This is a genomic window from Arthrobacter sp. SLBN-53 (genome assembly GCF_006715585.1).
Taxonomy (GTDB): Bacteria; Actinomycetota; Actinomycetes; order Mycobacteriales; family Mycobacteriaceae; genus Mycobacterium; species Mycobacterium neoaurum_A.
In genome coordinates this window covers 3,780,777-3,802,685 of sequence record NZ_VFNN01000001.1, presented here as the reverse complement: position 1 = coordinate 3,802,685, position 21,909 = coordinate 3,780,777, and the positions used below count along the sequence as shown (strand labels likewise).

The 21,909-nt window shown below is 66.7% G+C and carries 23 protein-coding genes; 9 read left to right on the top strand and 14 right to left on the bottom strand.

Features of this window, described 5'->3' with window-relative positions; translation table 11 throughout:
* Window positions 1–3: 3 nt before the first annotated feature.
* The gene (locus tag FBY28_RS18265; RefSeq protein WP_216847798.1) at window positions 4–1,182 is read right to left on the bottom strand and encodes an NAD(P)/FAD-dependent oxidoreductase; all 1,179 of its coding nucleotides are present in this window, start codon (window positions 1,180–1,182) and stop codon (window positions 4–6) included.
* Window positions 1,183–1,229: 47 nt separating this feature from the next.
* Window positions 1,230–1,667, bottom strand: a complete 438-nt coding sequence (locus FBY28_RS18260; protein WP_023985330.1) for an Rv2324 family transcriptional regulator — start codon at window positions 1,665–1,667, stop codon at window positions 1,230–1,232.
* Window positions 1,668–1,787: 120 nt separating this feature from the next.
* Between FBY28_RS18260 and ddaH the strand changes: the two genes are divergently transcribed.
* Together ddaH and rocD are read left to right on the top strand one after the other, a co-directional pair.
* The gene (gene ddaH, locus FBY28_RS18255; protein WP_141868798.1) at window positions 1,788–2,630 is read left to right on the top strand and encodes a dimethylargininase; all 843 of its coding nucleotides are present in this window, start codon (window positions 1,788–1,790) and stop codon (window positions 2,628–2,630) included.
* Window positions 2,603–3,847 (top strand): ornithine--oxo-acid transaminase, encoded by a 1,245-nt coding sequence (rocD, locus tag FBY28_RS18250; RefSeq protein WP_216847797.1) that lies wholly within the window; start codon window positions 2,603–2,605, stop codon window positions 3,845–3,847. Before ddaH ends, rocD begins: the two co-directional genes overlap by 28 nt.
* Here the strand turns inward: rocD and FBY28_RS18245 are convergent.
* Both FBY28_RS18245 and FBY28_RS18240 read right to left on the bottom strand, forming a co-directional pair.
* Window positions 3,834–4,715: a mycofactocin-coupled SDR family oxidoreductase gene (locus tag FBY28_RS18245; protein WP_019514024.1), complete on the bottom strand. Its 882-nt coding sequence runs from the start codon at window positions 4,713–4,715 to the stop codon at window positions 3,834–3,836. The two genes, rocD and FBY28_RS18245, sit on opposite strands and share 14 nt — an antisense overlap.
* Before the next feature lie 51 nt (window positions 4,716–4,766).
* On the bottom strand, window positions 4,767–5,585 hold the full coding sequence (locus tag FBY28_RS18240; RefSeq protein ID WP_141868796.1) for an SHOCT domain-containing protein: 819 nt from the start codon (window positions 5,583–5,585) through the stop codon (window positions 4,767–4,769).
* Between the two features lie 145 nt (window positions 5,586–5,730).
* Here FBY28_RS18240 and FBY28_RS18235 point away from each other — a divergent pair, with 145 nt between their 5' ends.
* Both FBY28_RS18235 and FBY28_RS18230 read left to right on the top strand, forming a co-directional pair.
* Window positions 5,731–8,019, top strand: coding sequence for a sensor histidine kinase (locus tag FBY28_RS18235; protein ID WP_160145505.1), 2,289 nt, complete (start codon window positions 5,731–5,733; stop codon window positions 8,017–8,019).
* 174 nt (window positions 8,020–8,193) lie between these two features.
* Window positions 8,194–8,853 (top strand): response regulator transcription factor, encoded by a 660-nt coding sequence (locus FBY28_RS18230; protein ID WP_141868794.1) that lies wholly within the window; start codon window positions 8,194–8,196, stop codon window positions 8,851–8,853.
* Window positions 8,854–8,938: 85 nt separating this feature from the next.
* Here the strand turns inward: FBY28_RS18230 and tuf are convergent, their stop codons facing one another.
* The 5 genes from tuf to FBY28_RS18205 all read right to left on the bottom strand — a co-directional run bounded on the left by tuf (window position 8,939) and on the right by FBY28_RS18205 (window position 14,148).
* Complete coding sequence (tuf, locus tag FBY28_RS18225) at window positions 8,939–10,129, bottom strand: elongation factor Tu (protein ID WP_019514020.1); 1,191 nt, start codon at window positions 10,127–10,129, stop codon at window positions 8,939–8,941.
* A gap of 91 nt (window positions 10,130–10,220) precedes the next feature.
* Window positions 10,221–12,323: an elongation factor G gene (gene fusA / locus FBY28_RS18220; protein WP_141868793.1), complete on the bottom strand. Its 2,103-nt coding sequence runs from the start codon at window positions 12,321–12,323 to the stop codon at window positions 10,221–10,223.
* A 76-nt stretch (window positions 12,324–12,399) separates the two neighbouring features.
* The gene (gene rpsG / locus FBY28_RS18215) at window positions 12,400–12,870 is read right to left on the bottom strand and encodes a 30S ribosomal protein S7 (RefSeq protein ID WP_018601866.1); all 471 of its coding nucleotides are present in this window, start codon (window positions 12,868–12,870) and stop codon (window positions 12,400–12,402) included.
* Window positions 12,870–13,244 carry a 30S ribosomal protein S12 gene (rpsL, locus tag FBY28_RS18210; protein WP_019514018.1) on the bottom strand — a complete coding sequence of 125 codons (375 nt, stop codon included), beginning with the start codon at window positions 13,242–13,244 and terminating at the stop codon, window positions 12,870–12,872. Before rpsL ends, rpsG begins: the two co-directional genes overlap by 1 nt.
* Before the next feature lie 316 nt (window positions 13,245–13,560).
* A complete protein-coding gene (locus tag FBY28_RS18205; protein ID WP_030134436.1) occupies window positions 13,561–14,148 on the bottom strand; it encodes a TetR/AcrR family transcriptional regulator in 588 nt (195 codons plus the stop codon).
* 161 nt (window positions 14,149–14,309) lie between these two features.
* On the opposite strand from FBY28_RS18205, the gene FBY28_RS18200 reads away from it, so the two are divergent.
* The 3 genes from FBY28_RS18200 to FBY28_RS18190 are packed head-to-tail and all read left to right on the top strand — an operon-like array spanning window position 14,310 to window position 15,787.
* On the top strand, window positions 14,310–14,687 hold the full coding sequence (locus FBY28_RS18200; protein WP_030134435.1) for a DUF3060 domain-containing protein: 378 nt from the start codon (window positions 14,310–14,312) through the stop codon (window positions 14,685–14,687).
* 57 nt (window positions 14,688–14,744) lie between these two features.
* Window positions 14,745–15,359, top strand: coding sequence for a M15 family metallopeptidase (locus tag FBY28_RS18195; protein ID WP_216847796.1), 615 nt, complete (start codon window positions 14,745–14,747; stop codon window positions 15,357–15,359).
* 29 nt (window positions 15,360–15,388) lie between these two features.
* A complete protein-coding gene (locus FBY28_RS18190; protein WP_141868791.1) occupies window positions 15,389–15,787 on the top strand; it encodes a DUF3060 domain-containing protein in 399 nt (132 codons plus the stop codon).
* A 24-nt stretch (window positions 15,788–15,811) separates the two neighbouring features.
* Here the strand turns inward: FBY28_RS18190 and FBY28_RS18185 are convergent, their stop codons facing one another.
* The 4 genes from FBY28_RS18185 to FBY28_RS18170 are packed head-to-tail and all read right to left on the bottom strand — an operon-like array spanning window position 15,812 to window position 19,837.
* Window positions 15,812–16,585: a crotonase/enoyl-CoA hydratase family protein gene (locus FBY28_RS18185; protein ID WP_141868790.1), complete on the bottom strand. Its 774-nt coding sequence runs from the start codon at window positions 16,583–16,585 to the stop codon at window positions 15,812–15,814.
* The gene (locus tag FBY28_RS18180) at window positions 16,582–17,295 is read right to left on the bottom strand and encodes a PaaX family transcriptional regulator C-terminal domain-containing protein (RefSeq protein ID WP_141868789.1); all 714 of its coding nucleotides are present in this window, start codon (window positions 17,293–17,295) and stop codon (window positions 16,582–16,584) included. The genes FBY28_RS18185 and FBY28_RS18180 overlap by 4 nt, the downstream gene beginning before the upstream one ends.
* On the bottom strand, window positions 17,295–18,221 hold the full coding sequence (locus FBY28_RS18175; RefSeq protein ID WP_141868788.1) for a crotonase/enoyl-CoA hydratase family protein: 927 nt from the start codon (window positions 18,219–18,221) through the stop codon (window positions 17,295–17,297). Before FBY28_RS18175 ends, FBY28_RS18180 begins: the two co-directional genes overlap by 1 nt.
* Entirely contained in the window at window positions 18,218–19,837 is a 1,620-nt protein-coding gene (locus tag FBY28_RS18170) for an acyl-CoA dehydrogenase family protein (protein ID WP_141868787.1), read from the bottom strand. The genes FBY28_RS18175 and FBY28_RS18170 overlap by 4 nt, the downstream gene beginning before the upstream one ends.
* 62 nt (window positions 19,838–19,899) lie before the next feature.
* Here FBY28_RS18170 and FBY28_RS18165 point away from each other — a divergent pair, with 62 nt between their 5' ends.
* Both FBY28_RS18165 and FBY28_RS18160 read left to right on the top strand, forming a co-directional pair.
* Complete coding sequence (locus FBY28_RS18165) at window positions 19,900–20,235, top strand: cupin domain-containing protein (protein WP_216847794.1); 336 nt, start codon at window positions 19,900–19,902, stop codon at window positions 20,233–20,235.
* Between the two features lie 2 nt (window positions 20,236–20,237).
* The gene (locus FBY28_RS18160) at window positions 20,238–20,834 is read left to right on the top strand and encodes a TetR/AcrR family transcriptional regulator (protein ID WP_141868785.1); all 597 of its coding nucleotides are present in this window, start codon (window positions 20,238–20,240) and stop codon (window positions 20,832–20,834) included.
* Between the two features lie 7 nt (window positions 20,835–20,841).
* On the opposite strand, the gene FBY28_RS18155 is transcribed toward FBY28_RS18160, so the two are convergent.
* Window positions 20,842–21,903 (bottom strand): phosphatase PAP2 family protein, encoded by a 1,062-nt coding sequence (locus FBY28_RS18155; RefSeq protein ID WP_141868784.1) that lies wholly within the window; start codon window positions 21,901–21,903, stop codon window positions 20,842–20,844.
* Window positions 21,904–21,909: the final 6 nt, after the last annotated feature.

The window sequence follows — 21,909 nt, the reverse complement described above, 5'->3', positions numbered from 1 at the left end:
CGATCAGTCGAGGACGTCGGCGATGGGAGCCCCCGCGGCGATCTTGCCGCGGGCCTTCATCACCTTGCCGGGCATGCCGCCGCCGACCACCGCGGTCAGCACACCATCGCGCTCGTAGTAGGCAAGGAACTTACGGCCGTCGTCACTGACCAGGTGCACGACATCATCGGCGGCCGGCTCTCCGAGACACTGGATCTTGACGTCGTACTGATCGCTCCAGAAGTAGGGAACCGAGACGGCCGCCGACGCGGGCTCCCGGCCCAGCAGGGCGGGCACCAGCACGCGCGCCTGCTCGGCGACGTTGCTCCAGTGCTCGACGCGCTCCTGATGGCCCGCCTCGGTTCGCCAGGAGGCCACATCGCCGATGGCCCACACGTGTTCGACTCCTGTGCGGCCGGCCGAGTCGCACACCACACCGTTGTCCACCTCGACACCGCTGCCGTCGAGGAAGCCGGTGACCGGGCGCGATCCGATACCGACGACGACGATGTCGGCGTCCAGTTCCGTGCCGTCGGAGAGCACCACCTTCTCGACCTTGCCATCACCGGACACCGAATCGACGCCGACACCGCAGCGCACCTGCACACCCTCGGCCTCGTGCAGCCGGGTGACCAACGCGCCGATCGTCTCGCCCAGCACCGAGGCCAGCGGGGTGGGCTGCGGCTCGACGATCACCACCTCGACGCCGAGTTGGCGCAGGCTGGCCGCAACCTCGCAGCCGATGAACCCGGCGCCGATGATCACCGCATTGCGGGCGCGCGCGGCATGCTCACGCAACTCGGCACTCTCGCCGAGCGAACGCAGCACCCGGATGCCCTCGAGGTCAGGAAATGACGGAATCCGCTTGGGCTCAAGGCCGGTCGCGATGACGAGCTCGTCGTATCCGAGCGTCGAGCCATCGGCCAGCGTCAGCGTCCTGGCCGCGGTGTCGACAGCGGTGACACCGTTGCCCAGCCGCAGCGTGATACGTGCCTCGTCGTAGAACTCCTGCGGCTTGAGCACGACATCGTGGTCGGCATTGCGCAGCACCTCTTTGGACAGCGGTGGCCGGTCATACGGCAGGTGCTGCTCGTTGCTGACAATGGTGATCGGGCCGTCGTACTCGGCGCGACGGAGCTGTTCGGCGGTGCGGGCACCCGCCAGGCCGCCGCCGACGATGACGATTCCACCAGTATTTGCCACGTGGGACTTCATACACCACCAGCGGCCCGGGTGGTCCGCCTACCCCGTCAGGATCTGCCGCGTTCGATGAGGTTGGACAACACCACGATGCTCTCGCTGCGCTCGATATCGGCGCTGGCCCTGATCCGTTCCAGCGCGTCCTCCAGATGTCGCATATCGCGCGCCAGCACGTGCAATATCGCGTCCGCCGTTCCGGTGACCGTCGCCGCGCTCACCACCTCCGGGATGTTCACCCATGCCTGCCGCAACTCCGCGGGCGCGATGGTGCCGTGGCAGTACACCTGCACATAGGCCTCGGTGGTCCAGCCCAGCGCCTGCCGATCGACCACGGCGGTGAAACCACGGATCACCCCCGTGTCGAGCATGCGGTCAACCCGGCGCTTGACCGCAGGCGCGGACAGATTCACCCGCTCACCGATCTCGGCGAATGTCGCGCGCGCGTGGTCGGTCAGCTCGGCGATGATGCGCTCATCGACCTCGTCCATCCACAGCCCCTCCCCGCCGCAACAAATACGCGCTCTGCGCCATAACGCGCAATCAATATGCACACTAGACGCAATGCATGGCGATTGATTGCGTCCGCCGAGGTCAATATCGTCATGATCATGACGGTTTCCGACCTCAGCACCGAAACCACCCGCCGAGCCCGCACCCGCCGATTCGTCATGACCGCACCCGCGCACTTCGCGGTGCAATACGCCATCAACCCGTGGATGGACCCCACCATCGGAGTCGACGTCGACCGGGCCGTCGCGCAGTGGGAGGGCTTGCGGCGCACCTTCACCGACCTCGGGCACACCGTCGAACTGGTCGACCCGGTCCCCGGCCTGCCGGACATGGTCTACGCCGCCAATGGCGGGCTGGTGGTCAACGGTCACGCGATCGTCGCCAATTTCACCTATCCCGAGCGCGCGGCCGAGGCCGACGCCCATTGCGCATGGATGAGCGCGGCCGGACTGCAACCGCGGCGGACCCGCCACCACAACGAGGGACAGGGCGATCTACTGGTAGCCGGTACGACGGTGCTGGCGGGTTACGGCTTCCGCACCGACCGCCGAGCCCACGACGAGATCGCCGCGATCACCGGACTGCCGGTGCTGAGCCTGGAACTGATCGACCCGCGCTTCTACCATCTCGACACCGCACTCACGGTGCTCACCGACGGACCCTCCCCGCTGATCGCCTATTACCCGCCGGCATTCAGCGATGGCGCACTTGCCCTGCTGCGCAGCCGCTTTCCCGATGCTCTCACCGTCGGTTCCGCCGACGCGTTCGTGCTGGGCCTCAACGCGGTGTCCGACGGTCGTCATGTGGTGCTGCCGGTGGCCGCGACGGGATTCGCCGAGCAGTTGCGGGACGCGGGATTCCACCCCGTCGGTATCGAGCTCTCCGAGCTGCTCAAGGGCGGCGGATCGGTGAAATGCTGCACGCTGGAGATCTTTTCGTGAACGTGGTCGCCGACCACCGCGCCACCGCGGCGGCCATCGAGCTGGACGGTCGACACGTGGCACACAACTATGCACCGCTACCGGTGGTTGCCGCCTCGGCGACGGGCGCCTGGATCACCGACGTGGAGGGCAACCGCTACCTGGACTTTCTGGCCGCGTACTCGGCAGTGAACTTCGGCCACCGCCATCCGCTGATCATCGCCGCCGCGCACGCCCAGCTCGACATGCTCACCCTGGTGAGCCGGGCCTTCCACTCCGACCGGCTCGGTCCGTTCTGCGCGGCCCTGGCCCAACTGTGCGACAAGGACATGGTGCTGCCGATGAACAGCGGTGCCGAAGCGGTCGAGAGCGCCATCAAGGTTGCCCGCAAATGGGGCACCGATGTCAAGGGCGTTCCGCCGGGTCGGGCCGAGATCATCGTGGCGCACAACAATTTCCATGGTCGTACCACCACGATCGTCAGCTTCTCCGACGACCCGGCCGCGCGCGACGGATTCGGACCCTTCACCCCGGGCTTCCGTGCGGTCCCGTTCGGCGACGCCGATGCGGTGGCCGACGCGATCTGCGAGAACACCGTCGCGGTCCTCGTGGAGCCCATCCAGGGCGAGGCGGGCATCATCGTGCCACCCGACGATTTCCTGCCCAGAGTCCGGCAACTGTGCACGCAGAACAACGTGCTGCTGATCGCCGACGAGATCCAGTCGGGCCTGGCCAGGACGGGGCGAACCTTCGCCTGCGCACACTGGGATGTGGTGCCCGACGTGTACCTGCTCGGCAAGGCGCTCGGCGGCGGGGTACTTCCACTGTCGGCGGTGGTGGCCGACTCAGATGTCCTCGGCGTGCTGCACCCCGGTGAGCATGGTTCGACCTTCGGCGGCAACCCGTTGGCGGCAGCGGTCGGCTCCACCGTGGTGTCGATATTGCGCACCGGCGAATACCAATCCCGGTCAACCGAACTCGGCGCACGGCTGCATGCGAGGTTGCCCGAGATCCCCGGGGTGAGAGCGGTCCGCGGTAAGGGCCTGTGGGCCGGGGTGGACATCGATCCGGCGCTGGGGACCGGCAAGCAGGTGAGCCGGCGGCTGGCCGAACGGGGTGTCCTGGTCAAGGACACGCACGGTCACACCTTGCGGCTGGCTCCCCCGCTGGTGGTCACCGCCGACGAGATCGATTGGGCGCTGGACAGATTCGCCGAGGTGCTGGCTAGTACTTCATGACGCCACGGTCGACGGCGATCTGACTGCCCGACAGGGTCGCCGAACCGTCGCCGGCCAACCATGCGACCACATTGGACACCTCTTCGGGCGCCATGAAGGCGGCCAACCCTTCGCTCTTACCGTCGGTGACCCGGTGATACGGCATCGGGGCGAAACTGTGCAGGAAGCTGGGATGCTTGGCGAACATCGCCCCCATCGCCTCCGGCTCGATCATCGGTGTGTCGATCGAGTACGGGTGGATCGAGTTGACCCGGATACCGAATTCGCCGACCTCAAGGGCCAGCGAGTTGGTCAACGCCGTGAGGCCGTGCTTGGAGGCGGCGTAGTGGGCGTTGCCGGGGGTGGCTTTCACACCGGCCGAGGAGCTGACGATGATGATCGACCCGCCGTTACCCGCCTCGATCATGGCGGGCACGGTCGCGCGGATGGTGCGCCAGGTGCCGTTGAGATTGACGTCGACGACGGTGTCCCACTGTTCGGGGGTCAGCTCCCAGATCCGGCCCCAGCTCAACACTCCGGCGTTGGCGACCACCACATCGAGGCGGCCGAACTGTTCGATGGTGTCGGCGACGAGCTGTTGCTGGGCTTCCAGATCACGGATGTCGACGGCGCGCGAGAGCACCTTTCGTCCGGTGGCTTCGACCGCGCGCACCGTCTCGGCGAGATCCTCGGGAGTGGCGGCCGGGTAGGTGACCGTCGGAGAAGCCGGCGCACAGATGTCGGAGGCGACGATGTCGGCGCCCTCGTTGGCCAGCCGCACCGCGTGCGCTCGGCCCTGACCGCGCGCGGCCCCGGTCACATATGCCACTCGGCCTTCGAGTGCCTTCTCTGCCGCCATGACCGGTCCTTCCTCGTACGCCGAACTCACGAGGGCCAAGGCTAGCAGCCAAAATGGAACGTGTTCTAATATTTCCGCGCGCTACAGCTCGGCGATGATCTGCTGGCGTTTGACGGTGTACTCCTGATCGGTGATCGCACCGGTGGCCCGCAGCGTCTCCAACTCCTGCAACCGCTGCGCGGTACTGACCGAGGTAGCCGCCTGCGCCGCCGCGGCGGGGGGTTCGGGTGCGGCCGCACGCCGACCGGCCGCACGGCGCACCACGGCCTGCACCTGTGCACGCGCGACAGGGTTGTCACGCAAATCCACCATGCTGTTCATCCCGATGCCGTTGGCCTTGAGGATCTGCAGGATCTCCATCAGCGGTTCCACCTGACCGGACAGATCGTAGGTCCGGTTGTCCTCGGCGACCGAGAACGTCGCCGGCATCAGACCGTTGATCAAACCCGACCTGTTCCAGTCGATCTGGAACTTGCGCGTCGCAGGATCGACCAGCACCACCAGCCGCCGTGCGGTCAGCATCGGCAACCGCTCCACTCCGGCGATGACCTGATCCTCGGCCGCGAACGGTGCGATGCCGGGCCCGGCGATGTTCAACTGCAGACGCACCAGCGGTCGGTCATTGATGCGGGTGTTCGTCTCGGTCAGACCGGTGATGGTGGCCAGCGCCAGTACCCCGCCGGCTTCCAGCGCCTCGGTGCGGGCCTGCGCGTTGGCCCCGTAGGCCGCCAGGCCGAGGGCGGCCAGCACGTCGACCGCGGTGATCAACAGACCCACCCAGAACATCCACTTCATCAGCTCGCTCTGGCCGGTGGCGAAGTAGACCGCCAGGAAGATCGGGCCCACGAGTCCACCGCATAGCAGAACCCACGCTTGGGCCTTGACATAACGCCACACCATGGCGCGCTCCTCACCTCGACGGGCACAGACTAGCGGGGACGGCCACGCGTCGATGTCCGCTGCGCAGGACAGGCCATGCGAATGCCCTTAACATGTGCCGATGTCCGCCATCTGGCTGACCTAGACGCGAATGTTTGGTAAGAACATGCCTGTGCCCAGGAGTGGCCACGACCTCGGGGCCGACGTGTCCGAGCGGCAGGTCGTCAACGGCGCACAGGAAATCGCGGTCATCCTGCTCAACTGCGCCACCCTGGTCGCCTGCGGAAGCGCATTACTGTTGCCCGGCACCCCGGAGAACTCGGTCGGTGTCATCGGGCTTGCCCTGCTGGTGTGGTGGGCGATCTACCGGTTGCTGACCCGCTCCACGGCACCGCTGCACATGTCCATCGACTTCGGGTACGTGCTGGCCGTCTCGGCCACCGTCCCGGTGTTCGGCTTCGACCCGCAGTTGCTCTACACCAACTCCGTCCCGCAGGTGATCGCCGGCACCGGGGTCATCTGCGCGGCCCTCGCCGCTCCGCCGAAATGGAGTCTGCCTGCGGCACTGGCCATCACGGCGGCCTACGCCGCAGGGTGCGCGCAGGTGATCGGCTGGGACCGCGTTCTCTACCTTCCGACGATCTACTATGTGCTGCCCATCCAGTGGATGGCCACCACGGCACTGGTGCTGACCGCGCGCTCCGTTGCCCGCCGAGTCGATCAGGTGCGTAGCGACAACAACGAAGCGGCCCTGCGCGATGCCCTGACCGCCGCGATGCGCGACAACGAACTCGAGCACATGGCGCTCGTGCACGACACCGCCGCCTCCACCCTGCACCTCGTCGGCGAGGGCGCCAAGATATCCCCCGACCGGATTGCCGCTCAGGCACAACGCGATCTGGCGCTGCTGGCGCAGGACAACCCGGGCACTCCGCCGCATGCCGAGATGGACATCGTCGCGGCGTTGCGGGCCGAGATAGGACATGTCAGCACCCCGGTGGAAATCACCGGGGTGCCCGGACTGGTGCTGGCGGGCAGAGCCGCTCATGCCGTCGTCGCAGTGGTGCGCGAGTCACTGAACAACGCCGAACGGCACGCGCGGGCAACACGAATCACCATCGACATCACACCGTCGCGTATCACGGTCACCGATGACGGCATCGGTTTCGACACGATGCGCACCAGCCTGGGCCATGGGGTGGCCGAGTCGATCGTCGGCCGGATGCGTCGCGCAGGGGGTAATGCCTCGGTGCGCTCGGCACCCGGCGACGGCACCGTCATCACGCTCACCTGGGATCGCACGCGCACACCCGCCGACCACCCGCTACCCGCGGATGTCGATCAGCTGACCGAACGCATCCTGGTCCGATTCGGCATCGCGATCGTCGCGATCGCCGTGCTACAGCTCGCGGTGGCCGTCCCGAACACCGCATTGCACACCCCGGATCCGGGTGTGCACCTCGTCCTCGGCGCGATCGCGGTCCTGGTGGCCCTCGGCGCACTACCCACGGTGCTCGGCCGCGGGCCCGATCTGACGATCCCCGCCATCGCCACCATGGCGGTGGTGGTCGGCGCCCAGTCCCTGCTGCTGCCCGACGATCAGCTCGGCAGCCCCATCCAGTGGACCCTGTCGGCGACCACGCTGTGCGTCCTGCCCTACCTGCTGCGCAGACCGTGGCAGATCTCGGTATCGGTGATGGTGCTGTTCTGGCTGACCACCGGAATCCTGAACTACGTCCAGCATCCCGGCATGGCAGCGGCATTCAACCTCGCCCTGCACACCGCCGGGGTTTTCGTCGTGCAGCTGCTGGTGCTGGCATTCCCGGCGTGGATGCGTCGCGCCCACGCCACCGCCGTGCAGGAGAGCCGGGAACGCTGGACTCAGGATGCTCAGCGGCGCATCGCCGAAGCGCTGCACGAGGACCACATCCGGCGTAATTCGGAGCTGGTCCAGGGCGTCTTTCCGCTGCTGCAGACGCTCAGCACCGGCACCATCGACGCCGATATCCGGTGGCGCGCGCGCATCGAGTCACGCCGGCTCCGGCTCTACATCTACCAGGCCCGCACCACCGGCAATCCGCTCGTCTCCGAACTGCGCCCCGCCATCGAAGCCGCCGACCAGCGCGGGGTGGTGGTATCGCTGAACACCGATCACGAGCTACCCGAGCTCGGCGCCGAGGAACGCCGCCGGCTGTTGGAACCGGTGGCGACCACGCTGGCGACGGCCGCCCGGCACGCCAGGGTGGGGCTGGTGGCGGCACCCGATGAGATCGTCGCGAGCATCATCTGCGACAGCACCGGCGCCGATGTCACATCGCGTCCCGGTGGCCCCGACTCACCGCGGGTCGAGGTCACCGAGATCGACGACACGATCTGGGTCAGCGTCCACCACCGGCTTCATGACGGTAACCGCAATGCGGTCGCCACCGACGACGTGCGCGTCGACATCGCCTGACGTCGGGATATCTACCCACGCGACAATTCAGTTAGCCATAACTTCATCTTGGGCAACAAAGAGCCCGCTCGAGTAGTACAGTCCTCCTACGGGGACGGGGTGCGGACCACTTGCTGGAACGCTGATTCTTGGGTGAAATACATGATGGAGACGGTAAGTCGCGGGGCGGGGAGCATGACAGACGCCGTGTCAGTGGTGTTGATCGACGACCATGACGTGATCCACGCCGGGGTGCGGGCATGGTTTGCCGAAATGGATCCGCCGATCGAACTTGTCGCCGAATACTCCCATCCGAAGACATTCCTGACCGACTACCCCGAGGGTGGTCAGGACATCGAAGTCGTGCTGTTCGACCTGCAGTACGACCGTTTCCAGCCGGAGTTCGACACGCTGCGCGAGGTCTGCGAGGCCGGGCATCGGGTGATCGTCTACTCGCATATGGCCACCGACGAAGTCATCCTGACCAGCCTCGACGCCGGGGCCAGCACCTTCCTGGCCAAGGGTGAGGACAAGCAGCACCTCTTCGACGCGATCTACGCCGCACGGGCCAACTCCCCCTATGTGGGGCCGCGGATGGCCAAGGCTCTGTTCAACGACCGGACCGTGGGACGACCCGGCCTGAGCACCCGCGAACGCGAAGTGCTGATCGCCTGGTTCCAGACCGAGAACAAGGAGTTCGTCGCCAAGCGACTGTTCATCGAACCGTCCACGGTACGAACGCATCTGCAGCGCGCCCGGGCGAAGTACGCCGCGGTCGGACGGCCCGCACCCACCAAGGCGGCGCTCATCGCGCGCGCGGTGCAGGACGGGATCCTCAGCATCGAGGACCTCTAGGCGCGCCCCACCGTCTTTCCAGACAACACGAAAAGCAAAGCGGCGCTCACCCTTTCGGGTGAGCGCCGCTCTGTACTAGCTGGAACTACTTGATGATCTTGGTGACACGGCCGGCGCCGACGGTGCGTCCACCCTCACGGATGGCGAACCGCAGGCCCTCGTCCATGGCGACCGGCTGGATCAGCTTGACGGAGATGTCGGTGTTGTCACCGGGCATCACCATCTCGGTGCCCTCGGCGAGGGTCACCACGCCGGTCACGTCCGTGGTACGGAAGTAGAACTGCGGACGGTAGTTGTTGAAGAACGGCGTGTGGCGGCCACCCTCGTCCTTGGACAGGATGTAGACGCTGCCCTCGAACTCGGTGTGCGGGGTGGTGGTGCCGGGCTTGACGACAACCTGGCCGCGCTCGACGTCCTCGCGCTTGATGCCACGAACCAGCAGACCGACGTTGTCACCGGCCTGGCCCTGATCGAGCAGCTTGCGGAACATCTCGACACCGGTGACGGTGGTCTTGGTGGTCTCCGGGCGGATGCCGACGATCTCGACTTCCTCGTTGACGTTGATCACGCCACGCTCGACGCGACCGGTCACCACGGTGCCACGACCGGTGATGGTGAAGACGTCCTCGACGGGCATGAGGAACGGCTTCTCGGTCTCGCGGACCGGATCCGGGATCGACTCGTCGACAGCAGCCATGAGCTCCTGGACCGACTTGACCCACTTCTCGTCGCCCTCGAGCGCCTTGAGCGCCGAGACGCGGACCACGGGGGCCTCCTCGTCGAAGTCCTGGGCGGCCAGCAGTTCGCGGACCTCCATCTCGACGAGCTCGAGCAGCTCTTCGTCGTCGACCATGTCGGACTTGTTCAGCGCGACCAGGATGTAGGGCACGCCGACCTGGCGGGCGAGCAGCACGTGCTCGCGCGTCTGGGGCATCGGGCCGTCGGTGGCGGCGACCACCAGGATGGCGCCGTCCATCTGCGCGGCACCGGTGATCATGTTCTTGATGTAGTCAGCGTGACCGGGGGCGTCGACGTGCGCGTAGTGACGCTTCTCGGTCTGGTACTCCACGTGGGAGATGTTGATCGTGATACCGCGCTGACGCTCCTCGGGCGCATTGTCGATCTGGTCGAATGCGCGCGACTCGTTCAAATCGGGGTACTGGTCGTGCAGCACCTTGGTGATTGCTGCGGTCAGTGTGGTCTTGCCGTGGTCAACGTGACCGATGGTCCCGATGTTGACGTGCGGCTTCGTCCGCTCGAACTTCGCCTTCGCCACTTCTGTGTCCTCCTGGACTTGTTGGTGCTCTTACAAAGCAGTTGTGTGTGTGTTCAGTTGTGAAAACGCCGTGCCAAGCCGGCGGGAGAGATTACTCGCCCGTCGCCTTCGCGATGATCTCCTTCGACACGTTCGCCGGAACTTCAGCGTACGAGTCGAACACCATGGAGTAGTTAGCCCGGCCCTGGGTCTTCGACCGGAGGTCGCCGACGTAGCCGAACATCTCCGACAGCGGCACCTGCGCCTTGACGACGCGCGCACCGCTGCGCTCCTCCATGGCCTGGATCTGACCACGGCGGGAGTTCAAATCGCCGATCACGTCGCCCATGTAATCCTCGGGCGTGGTGACCTCGACGGCCATGATCGGTTCCAGGATGACCGGCTGAGCCTGTCCGGCAGCCTTCTTCAGCGCCTGGGAACCGGCCACCTTGAAGGCCATTTCCGACGAGTCGACGTCGTGGTACGCGCCGTCGAGCAGCGTGACCTTCACGTTCACCAGCGGGTAACCGGCGAGCACGCCGTACTGCATGGCGTCCTGCGCACCGGCATCCACCGATGGGATGTACTCGCGCGGGATGCGGCCACCGGTGACCTTGTTCTCGAACTCGTAGGTCGCGCCGTCCTCGCCCTCGAAGGGCTCCAGGCTGATGATGACCTTGGCGAACTGGCCCGAGCCACCCGTCTGCTTCTTGTGGGTGTACTCGACGTTCTGGACCGGACGCTTGATCGTCTCGCGGTAGGCCACCTGCGGCTTGCCGACGTTGGCCTCGACCTTGAACTCGCGACGCATGCGGTCCACCAGGATGTCCAGGTGCAGCTCGCCCATGCCGCCGATGACGGTCTGGCCGGTGTCCTGGTCCAGGTGCACCTTGAAGGTGGGATCCTCTTCGGCCAGCTTCTGGATGGCCGTACCCAGCTTCTCCTGGTCGCTCTTGGTCTTGGGCTCGATGGCGACCTCGATGACCGGATCCGGGAACGTCATCGACTCCAGAACGACCTGGTCGTTCGGATCGCACAGGGTGTCACCGGTGGTGGTGTCCTTGAGTCCGATCACGGCGTAGATGTGGCCCGCGGAAGCCCGTTCGACCGGGTTCTCCTTGTTCGCGTGCATCTGGAAGAGCTTGCCGAGCCGTTCCTTCTTGCCCTTGGTGGAGTTGATCACCTGGGCGCCGGACTCGACCTTGCCCGAGTACACCCGGACGTAGGTCAGCTTGCCGAAGAACGGATGGACCGCGATCTTGAACGCCAGCGCGGAGAACGGCTCGTCAACCGACGGCTTGCGGCTGATGATCTCGTCTTCCTTGTTGGGCACGTGGCCCTGCACGGATTCGACGTCCAGCGGCGAGGGCAGGTAGTCGATGACGGCGTCAAGCATGGGCTGCACGCCCTTGTTCTTGAACGCGCTGCCACACAGCACCGGGTAGATCTCGCTATTGACGGTCAGCTTGCGGATCGCGCCCTTGACCTCGTCGATGGTCAGTTCCTCGCCACCGAAGAACTTCTCCATCAACGCGTCGTCGGTCTCGGCGACGGTCTCGAGCAGTTCGTTGCGGTACTGCTCGGCCTTCTCGGCCAGGTCGGCGGGAATCTCGACGGTCTCGTAGCTCTCGCCCATCTTGGTCTCGCCACGCCACACCTTGGCGTTCATCTCGACCAGGTCGATGATGCCCTCGAAGTCATTCTCGGCACCGATCGGCAGCTGGATGACCAGCGGCTTGGCGCCGAGGCGGTCCTTGATGGTCTGCACGGTGAAGTAGAAGTCCGCGCCCAGCTTGTCCATCTTGTTGACGAAACAGATGCGGGGAACGTCGTACTTGTCGGCCTGGCGCCACACCTGCTCGGACTGCGGCTCCACACCCTCTTTGCCGTCGAAGACGGCAACGGCACCGTCGAGCACGCGCAGCGAGCGCTCCACCTCGACGGTGAAGTCGACGTGTCCCGGGGTGTCGATGATGTTGATCTGGTTGTTGTTCCAGAAGCATGTGACGGCCGCGGAGGTGATGGTGATACCCCGCTCCTGCTCCTGCTCCATCCAGTCGGTGGTCGACGCACCGTCGTGCGTCTCGCCGATCTTGTAGTTGACACCGGTGTAGAAGAGGATGCGCTCGGTCGTCGTCGTCTTGCCGGCGTCGATGTGCGCCATGATGCCGATGTTGCGGACCTTCGTGAGGTCGGTCAACACGTCCTGTGCCACGGCTAAATTCCCACTCTTTCGCTTGCTTGATTGCTATCCGGTGTTGACCCGCGCAGTGCGCTGCGCGGGGACAAGATCACCAGCGGTAGTGCGCGAAGGCCCGGTTTGCTTCGGCCATCTTGTGCGTGTCCTCGCGACGCTTGACCGCGGCGCCGAGGCCGTTGCTCGCGTCCAGGATCTCGTTGGCGAGGCGCTCGACCATGGTCTTTTCGCGACGAGCCTTGGAGAAGCTCACCAGCCAGCGCAGCGCCAGCGTGGTGGAACGGTCCGGGCGAACCTCGACGGGCACCTGGTAGGTGGCGCCACCGACACGGCGGCTGCGCACCTCGAGGGCGGGCTTGACGTTGTCGAGCGCACGCTTGAGGGTGACGACGGGATCGGTGCCGGTCTTGTCCCGAGCCTGCTCGAGAGCGCCGTAGACGATGCGCTCGGCGAGCGACTTCTTACCGTCCAGCAGCACCTTGTTGACCAGCTGGGTGACCAGCTGCGACCCGTAGACGGGGTCGTTGACCAACGGACGCTTCGGCGCGGGGCCCTTGCGCGGCATCAGCTCTTCTCCTTCTTGGCGCCGTAACGGCTGCGTGCTTGCTTGCGGTTCTTGACACCCTGGGTGTCCAGCGAGCCGCGGATGATCTTGTAGCGCACACCCGGGAGGTCCTTCACACGACCGCCGCGCACCAGCACCATGGAGTGCTCCTGCAGGTTGTGACCCTCACCGGGGATGTAGGCCGTGACCTCGACCGCGCTGGTCAGGCGTACGCGAGCGACCTTGCGAAGCGCCGAGTTCGGCTTCTTCGGGGTGGTGGTGTACACGCGAGTGCACACGCCGCGACGCTGCGGACTGCCCTTGAGGGCCGCGGTCTTGACCTTGGCGACCTTGTCGCGGCGACCCTTGCGGACCAGCTGGTTGATGGTTGGCATGTACCGGCTTTCTGTGTTGCTATTCGAACTTCTAAGTCTCTGTACTGCAGTTTTCACCCGATCGCGTCCCCCGCGTTCGGGCGTGTCGCACGCGCCTGCACCACGGCTTTCGCCCCGATGCATCCGACAGACGTACGAAGACACACGAATTCGCCCGACCTGCAGGGGATACGGTCCACGAAGTGAACACATGTGCCCCCTGACCGCCAGGCACGAGGTCCCACGATACCAGGGGTGGGCGCGCCGAACCAAACCCGTGCGTAACGGCCTTATCGCAGGTCAGACGCTACGCCCGTCACAGCACCCAACTTCGAGCCTACCGGAGCCCCGGCTGTGGCTCCCGCTGTTGCATGCCTGCCGCCAGCCGCAGAACCATGTCGGTGAAGACCGCATCGGTGTCGATATCGTCCATCACCCCGGTCATCTCCAGCAGGACGAAACCGTGCAGGGCAGACCAGAACTCCAGGGCCGCATAGAACGCGTTATCGCCGGCCAGTCCGTAGGACGCCAGCGCGGCGAGCACCGGTCCGGCGGCCTCCCTGGCCGCCGCGGTGTACTCCGGATCGTCACCGCCGAGCGGCATCCTGGTGAACGCCGAATAGCGGCCAGGATGGTGGTGGGCGTAACTGCGGTAGGCGCTGGCCATGGTGACCACCGCGTCATCGCGGGTGCGTCCCTCGCCGACCGCGCGCAACATGCCGATGATGTCCTGAATCACATGCATACGCACTGTTCGACGCAGGTCCTCCAGGCTTTGCACGTGGTTGTACAGCGACGGGCCCTTGGTACCGAGTTGGGTTGCCAGCGCGTTGATGGTCAGCGCGTCCCAGCCCTCACGGTCCAGGAACGCCAGCGCGGCGCTGACGATGGCGTCGCGGCTCAGTTTGGTCGCCCGCGTTGCCATCGCTACCCCTTCCGAAGTCCCACCCATCCCCGGCTACATCTTTAGCGAGGCTGACGAATGACTCTAGTTCACCGGGCCCGGATTCAGCTCGGTCACACGAACCGACGGCGATTACGTCAGACCTGCCACGACCGCGGCGCGGCACCGTACGCTGTTGACCCATGGCGAGCCTCTCAGTCCGAAGCCGGTCCGCGACCGCGGGTGTCCTTGCCGCAGCCATGGCGCTGGCCGGCGCCCCGGCGGCCGAGGCCAAGAACGGTGACACCCACATCACCGGTCAGGGCATCACCCAGACGCTGGACTGCAACAACGCCACGTTGCTGGTCAACGGCACCGGCAACACCATCTACGCCAAGGGCAGCTGCTGGGCGGTGACGCTGCAGGGTTCGTCGAACATCGTCGTCGCCGACAATGTCGTCAACGACATCACCGTCTACGGGTACGACCAGACCGTCATCTACCACAACGGCGCCCCCGCACTGATCGACCGCGGCCGCGAGCTGGGGATGACCAACCGGATCAACTGGGCGCCTGCCTGACTCGTGCGCCGACTCCTCACCCTGTTCGCCCTGCTGTGCGGAATAGGTGGCCTCGCTGTGAATCCCGATCTCTCGCCGGTGGCCGGCGCGCAACCGGCTCCCCCGGTGTCGGCGGCGGCCCGCGCCGTCGGGTTCATCGATGTCCGCGCCGCGGTACCCGATGCCCTGATCGATCTGCGGTACGCCACCGCGAACAACTTCGTTGGCACACCGCTGTACCCGCCGGGGGCCCGCTGCCTGGTGCACGAGTCGCTGGCACAGGGGTTGGCCGTCGCCGCCGCGCAACTGCGCGCGCAGGGCCTGCGGCTGGTGTTCTGGGACTGCTACCGACCGCATGACGTGCAGGTCCGGATGTTCGAGGTGGTCTCGAATCCGGCATGGGTGGCCCGCCCCGGCGACTATTCCAAGAGCCACGAATCCGGCCGCTCGGTGGATGTCACAACCTACGGCGCGACGGGCCTGACCGATATGGGCACCGATTTCGATTCCTTCACCCCCGATGCGCTGGCCTATGCCGCCGACGGGGTGAGCCCGGCCGCACAGCAGAACCGGGCCGTCCTGCGCGCGGCCATGGCCGCCGGCGGATTGTCGGTGTACGACGGTGAGTGGTGGCATTTCGACGGGCCCGGAGCCGGAGCGCCGCGACCGATCATCAACGTGCCGCTCGGCTAGCCGCACACCAGAAAGAGAATCGAGGAAGCATGCGCACTCAGGTCGTCGGGATATCGGCGGTGGTTCTGCTCGCACTGGGATTGACCGCCTGCGGGTCCGGCGACGAATCGGGCCGAGCGTCGGTCACGGCGGGCACCTCGGGTGCACAGGTCCAGATCGGCAACACCATCAACTACGGGTCGGTGGGCACCACCGCCGATATCGACTGCGCCGAGGGCAAGGCGCTGAACATCGGTGGATCCAACAACGTGCTGACCGTCAAGGGGACGTGCTCAAGCGTCAACGTGGGCGGTGCGGACAACAAGATCACCCTGGACAACGTGGAGACCAAGATCAGCGTGGTGGGTCTGGACAACACCGTCGTCTACCTCGCCGGGGACCCCAAGATCGAGGATCTGGGCAGCGGCAACAAGGTCGACAAGGGTTAGATCGACAAGGGCTAGATCGACAACTCAGCTCTGCGCGCCATGCCGGCCCGCGCCGTCGGCGAACCGTTTCGCACCGGCCAGCAGTTCGGCCGACGACTTCTGCAGGCTGTCGAACTCGAAAGCCATTGCCTCGTCTTCGGTTTCGCCCCACTGGTGCAGCGCCGAGAGCCGGTCGGCGCGCATGCAGCCCTGCGGCAGCGCGGCGAGTTGAGCCGCCAACTCCTCGGCCGCCGTGCGCGCCTGACCAGAAGGCACCACCCGGTTGGCCAACCCGATCTGCAGTGCCTCGTCGGCGTCGACCGCGCGTCCGGTCAGGATCAGGTCCATCGCCCGACTGTGCCCGATCAGTCGGGGCAACCGCACCGTGCCGCCGTCGATGAGCGGGACCCCCCACCGCCGGCAGAACACCCCGAACACGGCATCGTCCTCGACCACCCGCAGGTCACACCACAGCGCCAGTTCCAGACCGCCCGCCACGGCATATCCGCTGACCGCCGCGATCACCGGCTTGGACAGCACCATTCGCGTCGGGCCCATCGGCCCTGGCCCGTCGGGGCGTACCCGGTTGCTGCGCGGGGTGCCCATCGCCTTGAGATCGGCTCCGGCACAAAATGTTCCGTTGTCACCACAGAGCACCGCCACCGCGGCGTCCGGATCGGCGTCGAACTCCTCGAAGGCCGCATACAGTTCGGCGGCGGTCGGCCCGTCGACGGCATTGCGCGCGGCGGGTCTGTTCATGATCACCGTCGTGACCGGTCCGTTGCGCTCCACCCGTACCGAACCTGCCTGCGCGCTCATATCGCCTCCACTTTCTCGTCACGTCGCGCGACCAACTCGGCCGCGAAGGTCCGGTAGGCGCGGCGAAGCCGCTCCCCCGGCCAGCCCGCCGGCAACAGTTCGACGGGCAGCACCGGATCGGTCAGCAGCTGGCGCACGATCGCCGCCGCAGCGACGAATCGCGTGGGAACGTCCTCCGCGCTCTCGATCTCGTCGAGCAGGCGGGCACCGTGGGCCGCCCAGCCATCCAGATCCCACAGTTGCGCCACCAGCCCGGCGGGATCGTCGTCGCGGCTGTGCAGCACCCTCGTGCGCGCCAGCACATCGGCGGGCACCGCCACCTGCAGATTGTCCGGCCGCAGCCACACACCGTCGCGCAGCTCCCCGAATCGATTCTGCGCCAGCGTGTTCCGCAGTTCGGCCCGGCTGCGGGCATCGGCGCCGACGCGGGTGATCACCAGCGTCGTCCACACCCCGTCCCAGTCGCGTTCCTGCGGATCGATCGCCGCGTCCTGCCGGCGCTGCCGGGCCAGCAGCCGGTCCGAGAGCCGATACCCGTCGGCCGAGCGCACCAGGTCCCCGGCACCGACCATCCGGGTCAGTGCCACCCGCAACGTCGACTCACGGATGCCGAAATCGGAGGTCAGCGTGATCAACTCGGCCGCTGATGCCCACGCCGGGTGCGCGCCGAGCAGCACGCTGAGCACCACCGAACGCGCGGTCAGCCGCATCAGACTCCGGAGGCCCGGCGACCGTGGTCGCCGCGCGGCTCGTCACGGTGGCGGACCGCCTCGCGGAATCCGTGCTCGACGGCGTCGGCGACGAAGGCATGCCCCTCCGGGGTGTGCCTGGCGATACCGTCGAAGACGGTGCTGACCATCCTGCTGGTGGCGACACCTTGCTGTAGTAGTGCGGTGTTGCAGGCCAGCTTGGCCATGATGAGCTGGTTGACCGGCATGGCCGCGATGCGCGCGACGAGTCGTTCGGTCCGCTCGTCGAGATCCTCGCGCGCGGGCGCCTCCACGGCCAGGCCCCATTCGGCGGCCTGCGCCCCGGTGATGCAATCCCCGGTGAACAACAGCCTTTTCGCGCGCTGGTCGCCGAGGCGGTGCGCCCACAGTCCGGCCGCCGGGACACCCCACACCCGCATCGGTGGGTAGCCGATCTTGGCATCCGATGCCGCGATGACCTGATCGGCATGCAACGCGATATCGGTGCCGCCGGCCACGCAGTAGCCGTGGATCTTGACGACGGTCGGTTTGTCGCAGTGCATCAGGCTGGCGAAACCACGGACGAACCGGCTCATCATCTGATAGTCGATCATCGGATCCCAGGGCCGGTCGGGTAGGTGGTTGACGGCCTGGGTCTTCCCGTCCAGCACCGTGCCGCGGTAGTCGTTGCCCGGCGACGATGATCCGTCGGCGTAGGCGCCCAGGTCGAATCCCGCGCAGAACCCCTCGCCGGCACCGGAAACCAGGATCACGTGCACGTTCGGGTCGAGGTCGGCGCGCTCGACGCAGGCCGCCAACTCCACCGGGGTGTCGGCGACGATGGCATTTCCCTTGTCGGGGCGGTTGAAGGTGATCCGGGCGATGCGATCGGTCACCTCGTAGGTCATCGTTTTCAAGGGCATGGAGGACAGTGCGTCGACGCTCATCCCTTGACCATCGCGCGCTCGATCACCGGTGCCAGATCCAATCCGGTCGGCAGGGTGCCGAACGCCCCGCCCCATTGTCCGCCGAGGCGGCTGGTCAGGAAGGCCTCGGCGACGGCCGGATGGCCGTGACGCACCAGCAGCGCGCCCTGCAGGGCCAGCGCGATGTCCTCGGTGATCTTGCGGGCCCGGTGCTCGATATCGGTGAAATCGCCGAGGGCGTTCTTCAGCCCTGCCACATGGGCGTCCAGGCGGGGGTCTGAGGCCAGCGCCAGTTCCTCGAACAGCACGTCGACACAAACGGGGCGGGTTGCCATGGCGCGCAACGTATCCAGCGCGCTGACATTTCCCGAGCCTTCCCAGATGCCCATCAGCGGGGCCTCCCGGTAGAGCCGCGGCATGCCGGAGTCCTCGACGTAGCCGTTGCCGCCGAGGCACTCCATGGCCTCGGCCGCGTGCGGGGTGGCGCGCTTACATACCCAATATTTCGCGGCGGCCAGCCCGATGCGCCGCAACAGCGACTCCCGTTCGTCACCGCGCACCGCGGCGTCGGTGGCACCGGCCATCCGCATGGCCAACATGGTGGCGGCCTCGGCCTCGATGGCGAGATCGGCCAGCACATTGCGCATCTGGGGTTGGTCGATCAGATAGGCGCCGAATGCCTTTCGGTACTGCGCATGGTGCACGGCGCGGGCCAGGCCGGCGCGCATGCTGGTGGCGCTGCCCAGGGTGCAATCCAGCCGGGTCAGGTTGACCATCTCGATGATGGTCTTGACCCCACGGCCCTCCTCGCCGACCAGCCAGGCCGTCGCGCCGTCGTACTCGACCTCACTGGAGGCGTTGGCATGGTTGCCGAGCTTGTCCTTCAGCCGTTGCAGGAACATCCGGTTGCGAGTGCCGTCGGGCAGCACGCGGGGCAGGAAGAAACAACTGACGCCCTGCGCGGTCTGGGCGAGCACCAGGAACACATCGCTCATCGGGGCCGAGGTGAACCACTTGTGTCCGCGGAGCGAGTAGGTGCCGTCGCCGTTCGGGGTCGCCTCGGTGGTGCCCGCCCGGACATCGGAGCCGCCCTGCTTCTCGGTCATCGACATGCCCGCGGTGATACCGGCTTTCGTGGTCGGCACGGCGAGCTCGGGGTCGTAGACGCGGCTGGTCAGCAGGGGTTCGTAGATGGCGGCCAGCTCGGGGTTGAACCGCAGCGCGGGGACGACGGCGTAGGTCATCGAGATCGGACAGATATGCCCGGGCTCGGGTGTCCACACCGAGGTTTTGGCCGCGCGCACCACATGGGATCCCGCGCGGTCGTCGGCCCACGGCGCGGCGTGCAGACCGTGGCCCACCGCGACGTTCATCAGCTCGTGGTAGGCCGGGTCGTATTCGACCTCGTCGACGCGATATCCGTACCGGTCGTGGGTGTGCAGAACGGGGCGGTGCCGGTCGGCGAGCTCGCCCCAGCGTTGGGCCGTGTCCGATCCGCCGAGCGCGCCGAGCGCGGTGATCTCATCGGCGCCCCACCCGCCGCCCTCGCGGACGAGCGCCTCCATCAGCACCGGCGATGAGGCGGGGTTGTGGTCGCGCAGCGGCGGAACCTGATTGGTGACGACATGGGTGGCCATCGGACCACTGTTACATTTTTTCGACAACTGCACAAGATACGTAACAGGTGCATACTCGTGCGGTGCAACCCAACACCGTCGTCCACGCCGCCGACCTCGCCCTCGACCACGAGCCGGTGCCCACCGGCCAGTCGGTCGCGGGCGATCCGAGCACCGCGGCGTCGACACTGACCCGGTTCGGCGGCCTGGAGATAGGTGTCTGGGAGATGTCCGTCGGCACCATGACCGATGTCGAGGCCGACGAGATCTTCGTCGTGCTCAGCGGTGCGGCCACCGTCGACTTCGCCGACGGCTCCCCCACCATGGAGCTGCGGGCCGGCGACGTCGGGCGCCTCGCGGCGGGCGCGCAGACGACCTGGACGGTCACCGAGACCCTGCGCAAGATCTACCTCACCTAGCCATGCCCTACGTCGAGGCGTCCATCCGCAGTAAGCAGTTCGTGGCCGCGGCCCGCGCCGTCATGTCGCGTCAGGGTGTCGCGGCCACCGCGCTGCGCGCCGTCGCCGCCGAAGCCGAAGTGCCGCTCGGCACATTGCAATACGTGTTCCCGAGCAAGGAACTGCTGCTGCGGGCCGTCATCGAGGACGTCATCGAGGAGATCTCGACCGTCCTGACCGCCAGCGTCGACGTCGACCGGGGTCTGGCCCATGCCGTCCGGCAGGGTCTGACGGTCTTCTGGTCCGAGCTGGTCGTCGGGCAGGTCGACTCCCAGCTGATGCAGTTCGAACTGGTCAACTACGCACTGCGGCAGCCGGGCCTTGAGCACCTGGCGCAGTGGGAGTACCAGCGCTACGCCGACGCCATCGCGCAGTGGTGCCGGAGTGCGGCCACCAACGCCGGTGAGAACAGCGCCGTCGGCTACGACCAGCTGGCCCGCCTCATCTTGGCCGGCGTCGACGGCCTGACGATGCAATACGCCTGCGCCCCCGACGACGAGCGCGCGCAGGCCGATCTGGCCGTGCTGGCCGACATGGTCATCGCCGCGGCCGGCATCTGAGGTCCGGTCAGCCGGCCGTGATCGCCGCAGCTCGGCGCGATTCGTGCAACCACAGGCCGTAGAACACCACCGCGGCCAGACCCCAGCCGAGCAGGACGTCGATGACATAGTGCTCGGCGGTGTAGACCAACGTGAACGCCATCACCAGCGGGTAGGCGATCAGGACCGGCCGCCAGCGCCTGCTCAGCCGCGTCCACAGGAAGGCGGCCAGAGCGGCGGACATGCCGGCATGCAACGACGGGATGGCCGCGACCAGATTGACGCTGGCCTGGCCCTGGTCGAGCAGAGCGGTGGCGGTATGCAGATCCAGCGCCCGCCAGCCCCTGGCGACGATGCGCTCGATCCACTCGTTGGCACCCTCCGTGCTGGTGCCCATCGCGCCGAGCACGCCGCCGTCGGGCACGCCGCGCGCGGTGCCGAACATGCACTGCGGTCCCGACGGCCCCCCGGCCACATCGGCGGCGGTGCACCGCGCCGCCGCCCACGGCGGTGCCGCGGGCACCAGCGCGTAGATGAGCAGACCGGCGAAGTTCAGACCCACGAACAGTTTGACGAAGCTCTTCCACTCATCGCGGTTGCGCAGCCAGAGCACACCGGCGATGACATACGGAAGGATGAAAAAGGACATGTACACCGAGCTGATCAGCACTTCCCACAGCGGCGGCTCGGGCAGTTTGAGCCGCTCCTGCAGCCACACCGTCGGCATGGTCCCGAAGAACAGCCATCGGTCGGCATCGGCCTGCCAGTGCCACAGCGTCGGTCTGCCGACCAGATCGGCCGCGCCGCGGCTCAGGTCGTAGGCGATCAGCAGCAATGCGAACGGCAGCCAGTCACGGATGACATAGAACATCGCGCGCCCCTGGCCGATGCTGGCCGCCATCAGGCCGGTGCCGATATAGACCAGCAGTAGCTCGCGGTTGAAGGCGAAACCGTCGGTCACCGTGCGATAGACGACGACGCCCGCCCAGGTCGCGATCGCGGCGTAACGCAGGTAACGCAGGCGCTGGGCTCGGCGGTCGGGACTTCCGGATGGCGAAACGATCGACTGTTCCTCGTCGATCGTGGCCACGTTACG

What these genes read in the sequence shown, in the direction of transcription:
- FBY28_RS18185 (WP_141868790.1), bottom strand. Translation starts at nt 16,585, where the DNA reads ATGAGCGCGCAGGCAGGTTCGGTACGGGTGGAGCGCAACGGACCGGTC.
- FBY28_RS18240 (WP_141868796.1), bottom strand. Translation starts at nt 5,585, where the DNA reads ATGGTGTGGCGTTATGTCAAGGCCCAAGCGTGGGTTCTGCTATGCGGT.
- FBY28_RS18230 (WP_141868794.1), top strand. Translation starts at nt 8,194, where the DNA reads ATGACAGACGCCGTGTCAGTGGTGTTGATCGACGACCATGACGTGATC.
- FBY28_RS18235 (WP_160145505.1), top strand. Translation starts at nt 5,731, where the DNA reads ATGCCTGTGCCCAGGAGTGGCCACGACCTCGGGGCCGACGTGTCCGAG.
- ddaH (WP_141868798.1), top strand. Translation starts at nt 1,788, where the DNA reads ATGACGGTTTCCGACCTCAGCACCGAAACCACCCGCCGAGCCCGCACC.
- FBY28_RS18200 (WP_030134435.1), top strand. Translation starts at nt 14,310, where the DNA reads ATGGCGAGCCTCTCAGTCCGAAGCCGGTCCGCGACCGCGGGTGTCCTT.
- FBY28_RS18260 (WP_023985330.1), bottom strand. Translation starts at nt 1,667, where the DNA reads ATGGACGAGGTCGATGAGCGCATCATCGCCGAGCTGACCGACCACGCG.
- rpsG (WP_018601866.1), bottom strand. Translation starts at nt 12,870, where the DNA reads ATGCCGCGCAAGGGCCCCGCGCCGAAGCGTCCGTTGGTCAACGACCCC.
- FBY28_RS18170 (WP_141868787.1), bottom strand. Translation starts at nt 19,837, where the DNA reads ATGGCCACCCATGTCGTCACCAATCAGGTTCCGCCGCTGCGCGACCAC.
- rpsL (WP_019514018.1), bottom strand. Translation starts at nt 13,244, where the DNA reads ATGCCAACCATCAACCAGCTGGTCCGCAAGGGTCGCCGCGACAAGGTC.
- FBY28_RS18160 (WP_141868785.1), top strand. Translation starts at nt 20,238, where the DNA reads ATGCCCTACGTCGAGGCGTCCATCCGCAGTAAGCAGTTCGTGGCCGCG.
- FBY28_RS18180 (WP_141868789.1), bottom strand. Translation starts at nt 17,295, where the DNA reads ATGCGGCTGACCGCGCGTTCGGTGGTGCTCAGCGTGCTGCTCGGCGCG.
- FBY28_RS18205 (WP_030134436.1), bottom strand. Translation starts at nt 14,148, where the DNA reads ATGGCAACGCGGGCGACCAAACTGAGCCGCGACGCCATCGTCAGCGCC.
- rocD (WP_216847797.1), top strand. Translation starts at nt 2,603, where the DNA reads ATGCTGCACGCTGGAGATCTTTTCGTGAACGTGGTCGCCGACCACCGC.
- FBY28_RS18190 (WP_141868791.1), top strand. Translation starts at nt 15,389, where the DNA reads ATGCGCACTCAGGTCGTCGGGATATCGGCGGTGGTTCTGCTCGCACTG.
- FBY28_RS18175 (WP_141868788.1), bottom strand. Translation starts at nt 18,221, where the DNA reads ATGAGCGTCGACGCACTGTCCTCCATGCCCTTGAAAACGATGACCTAC.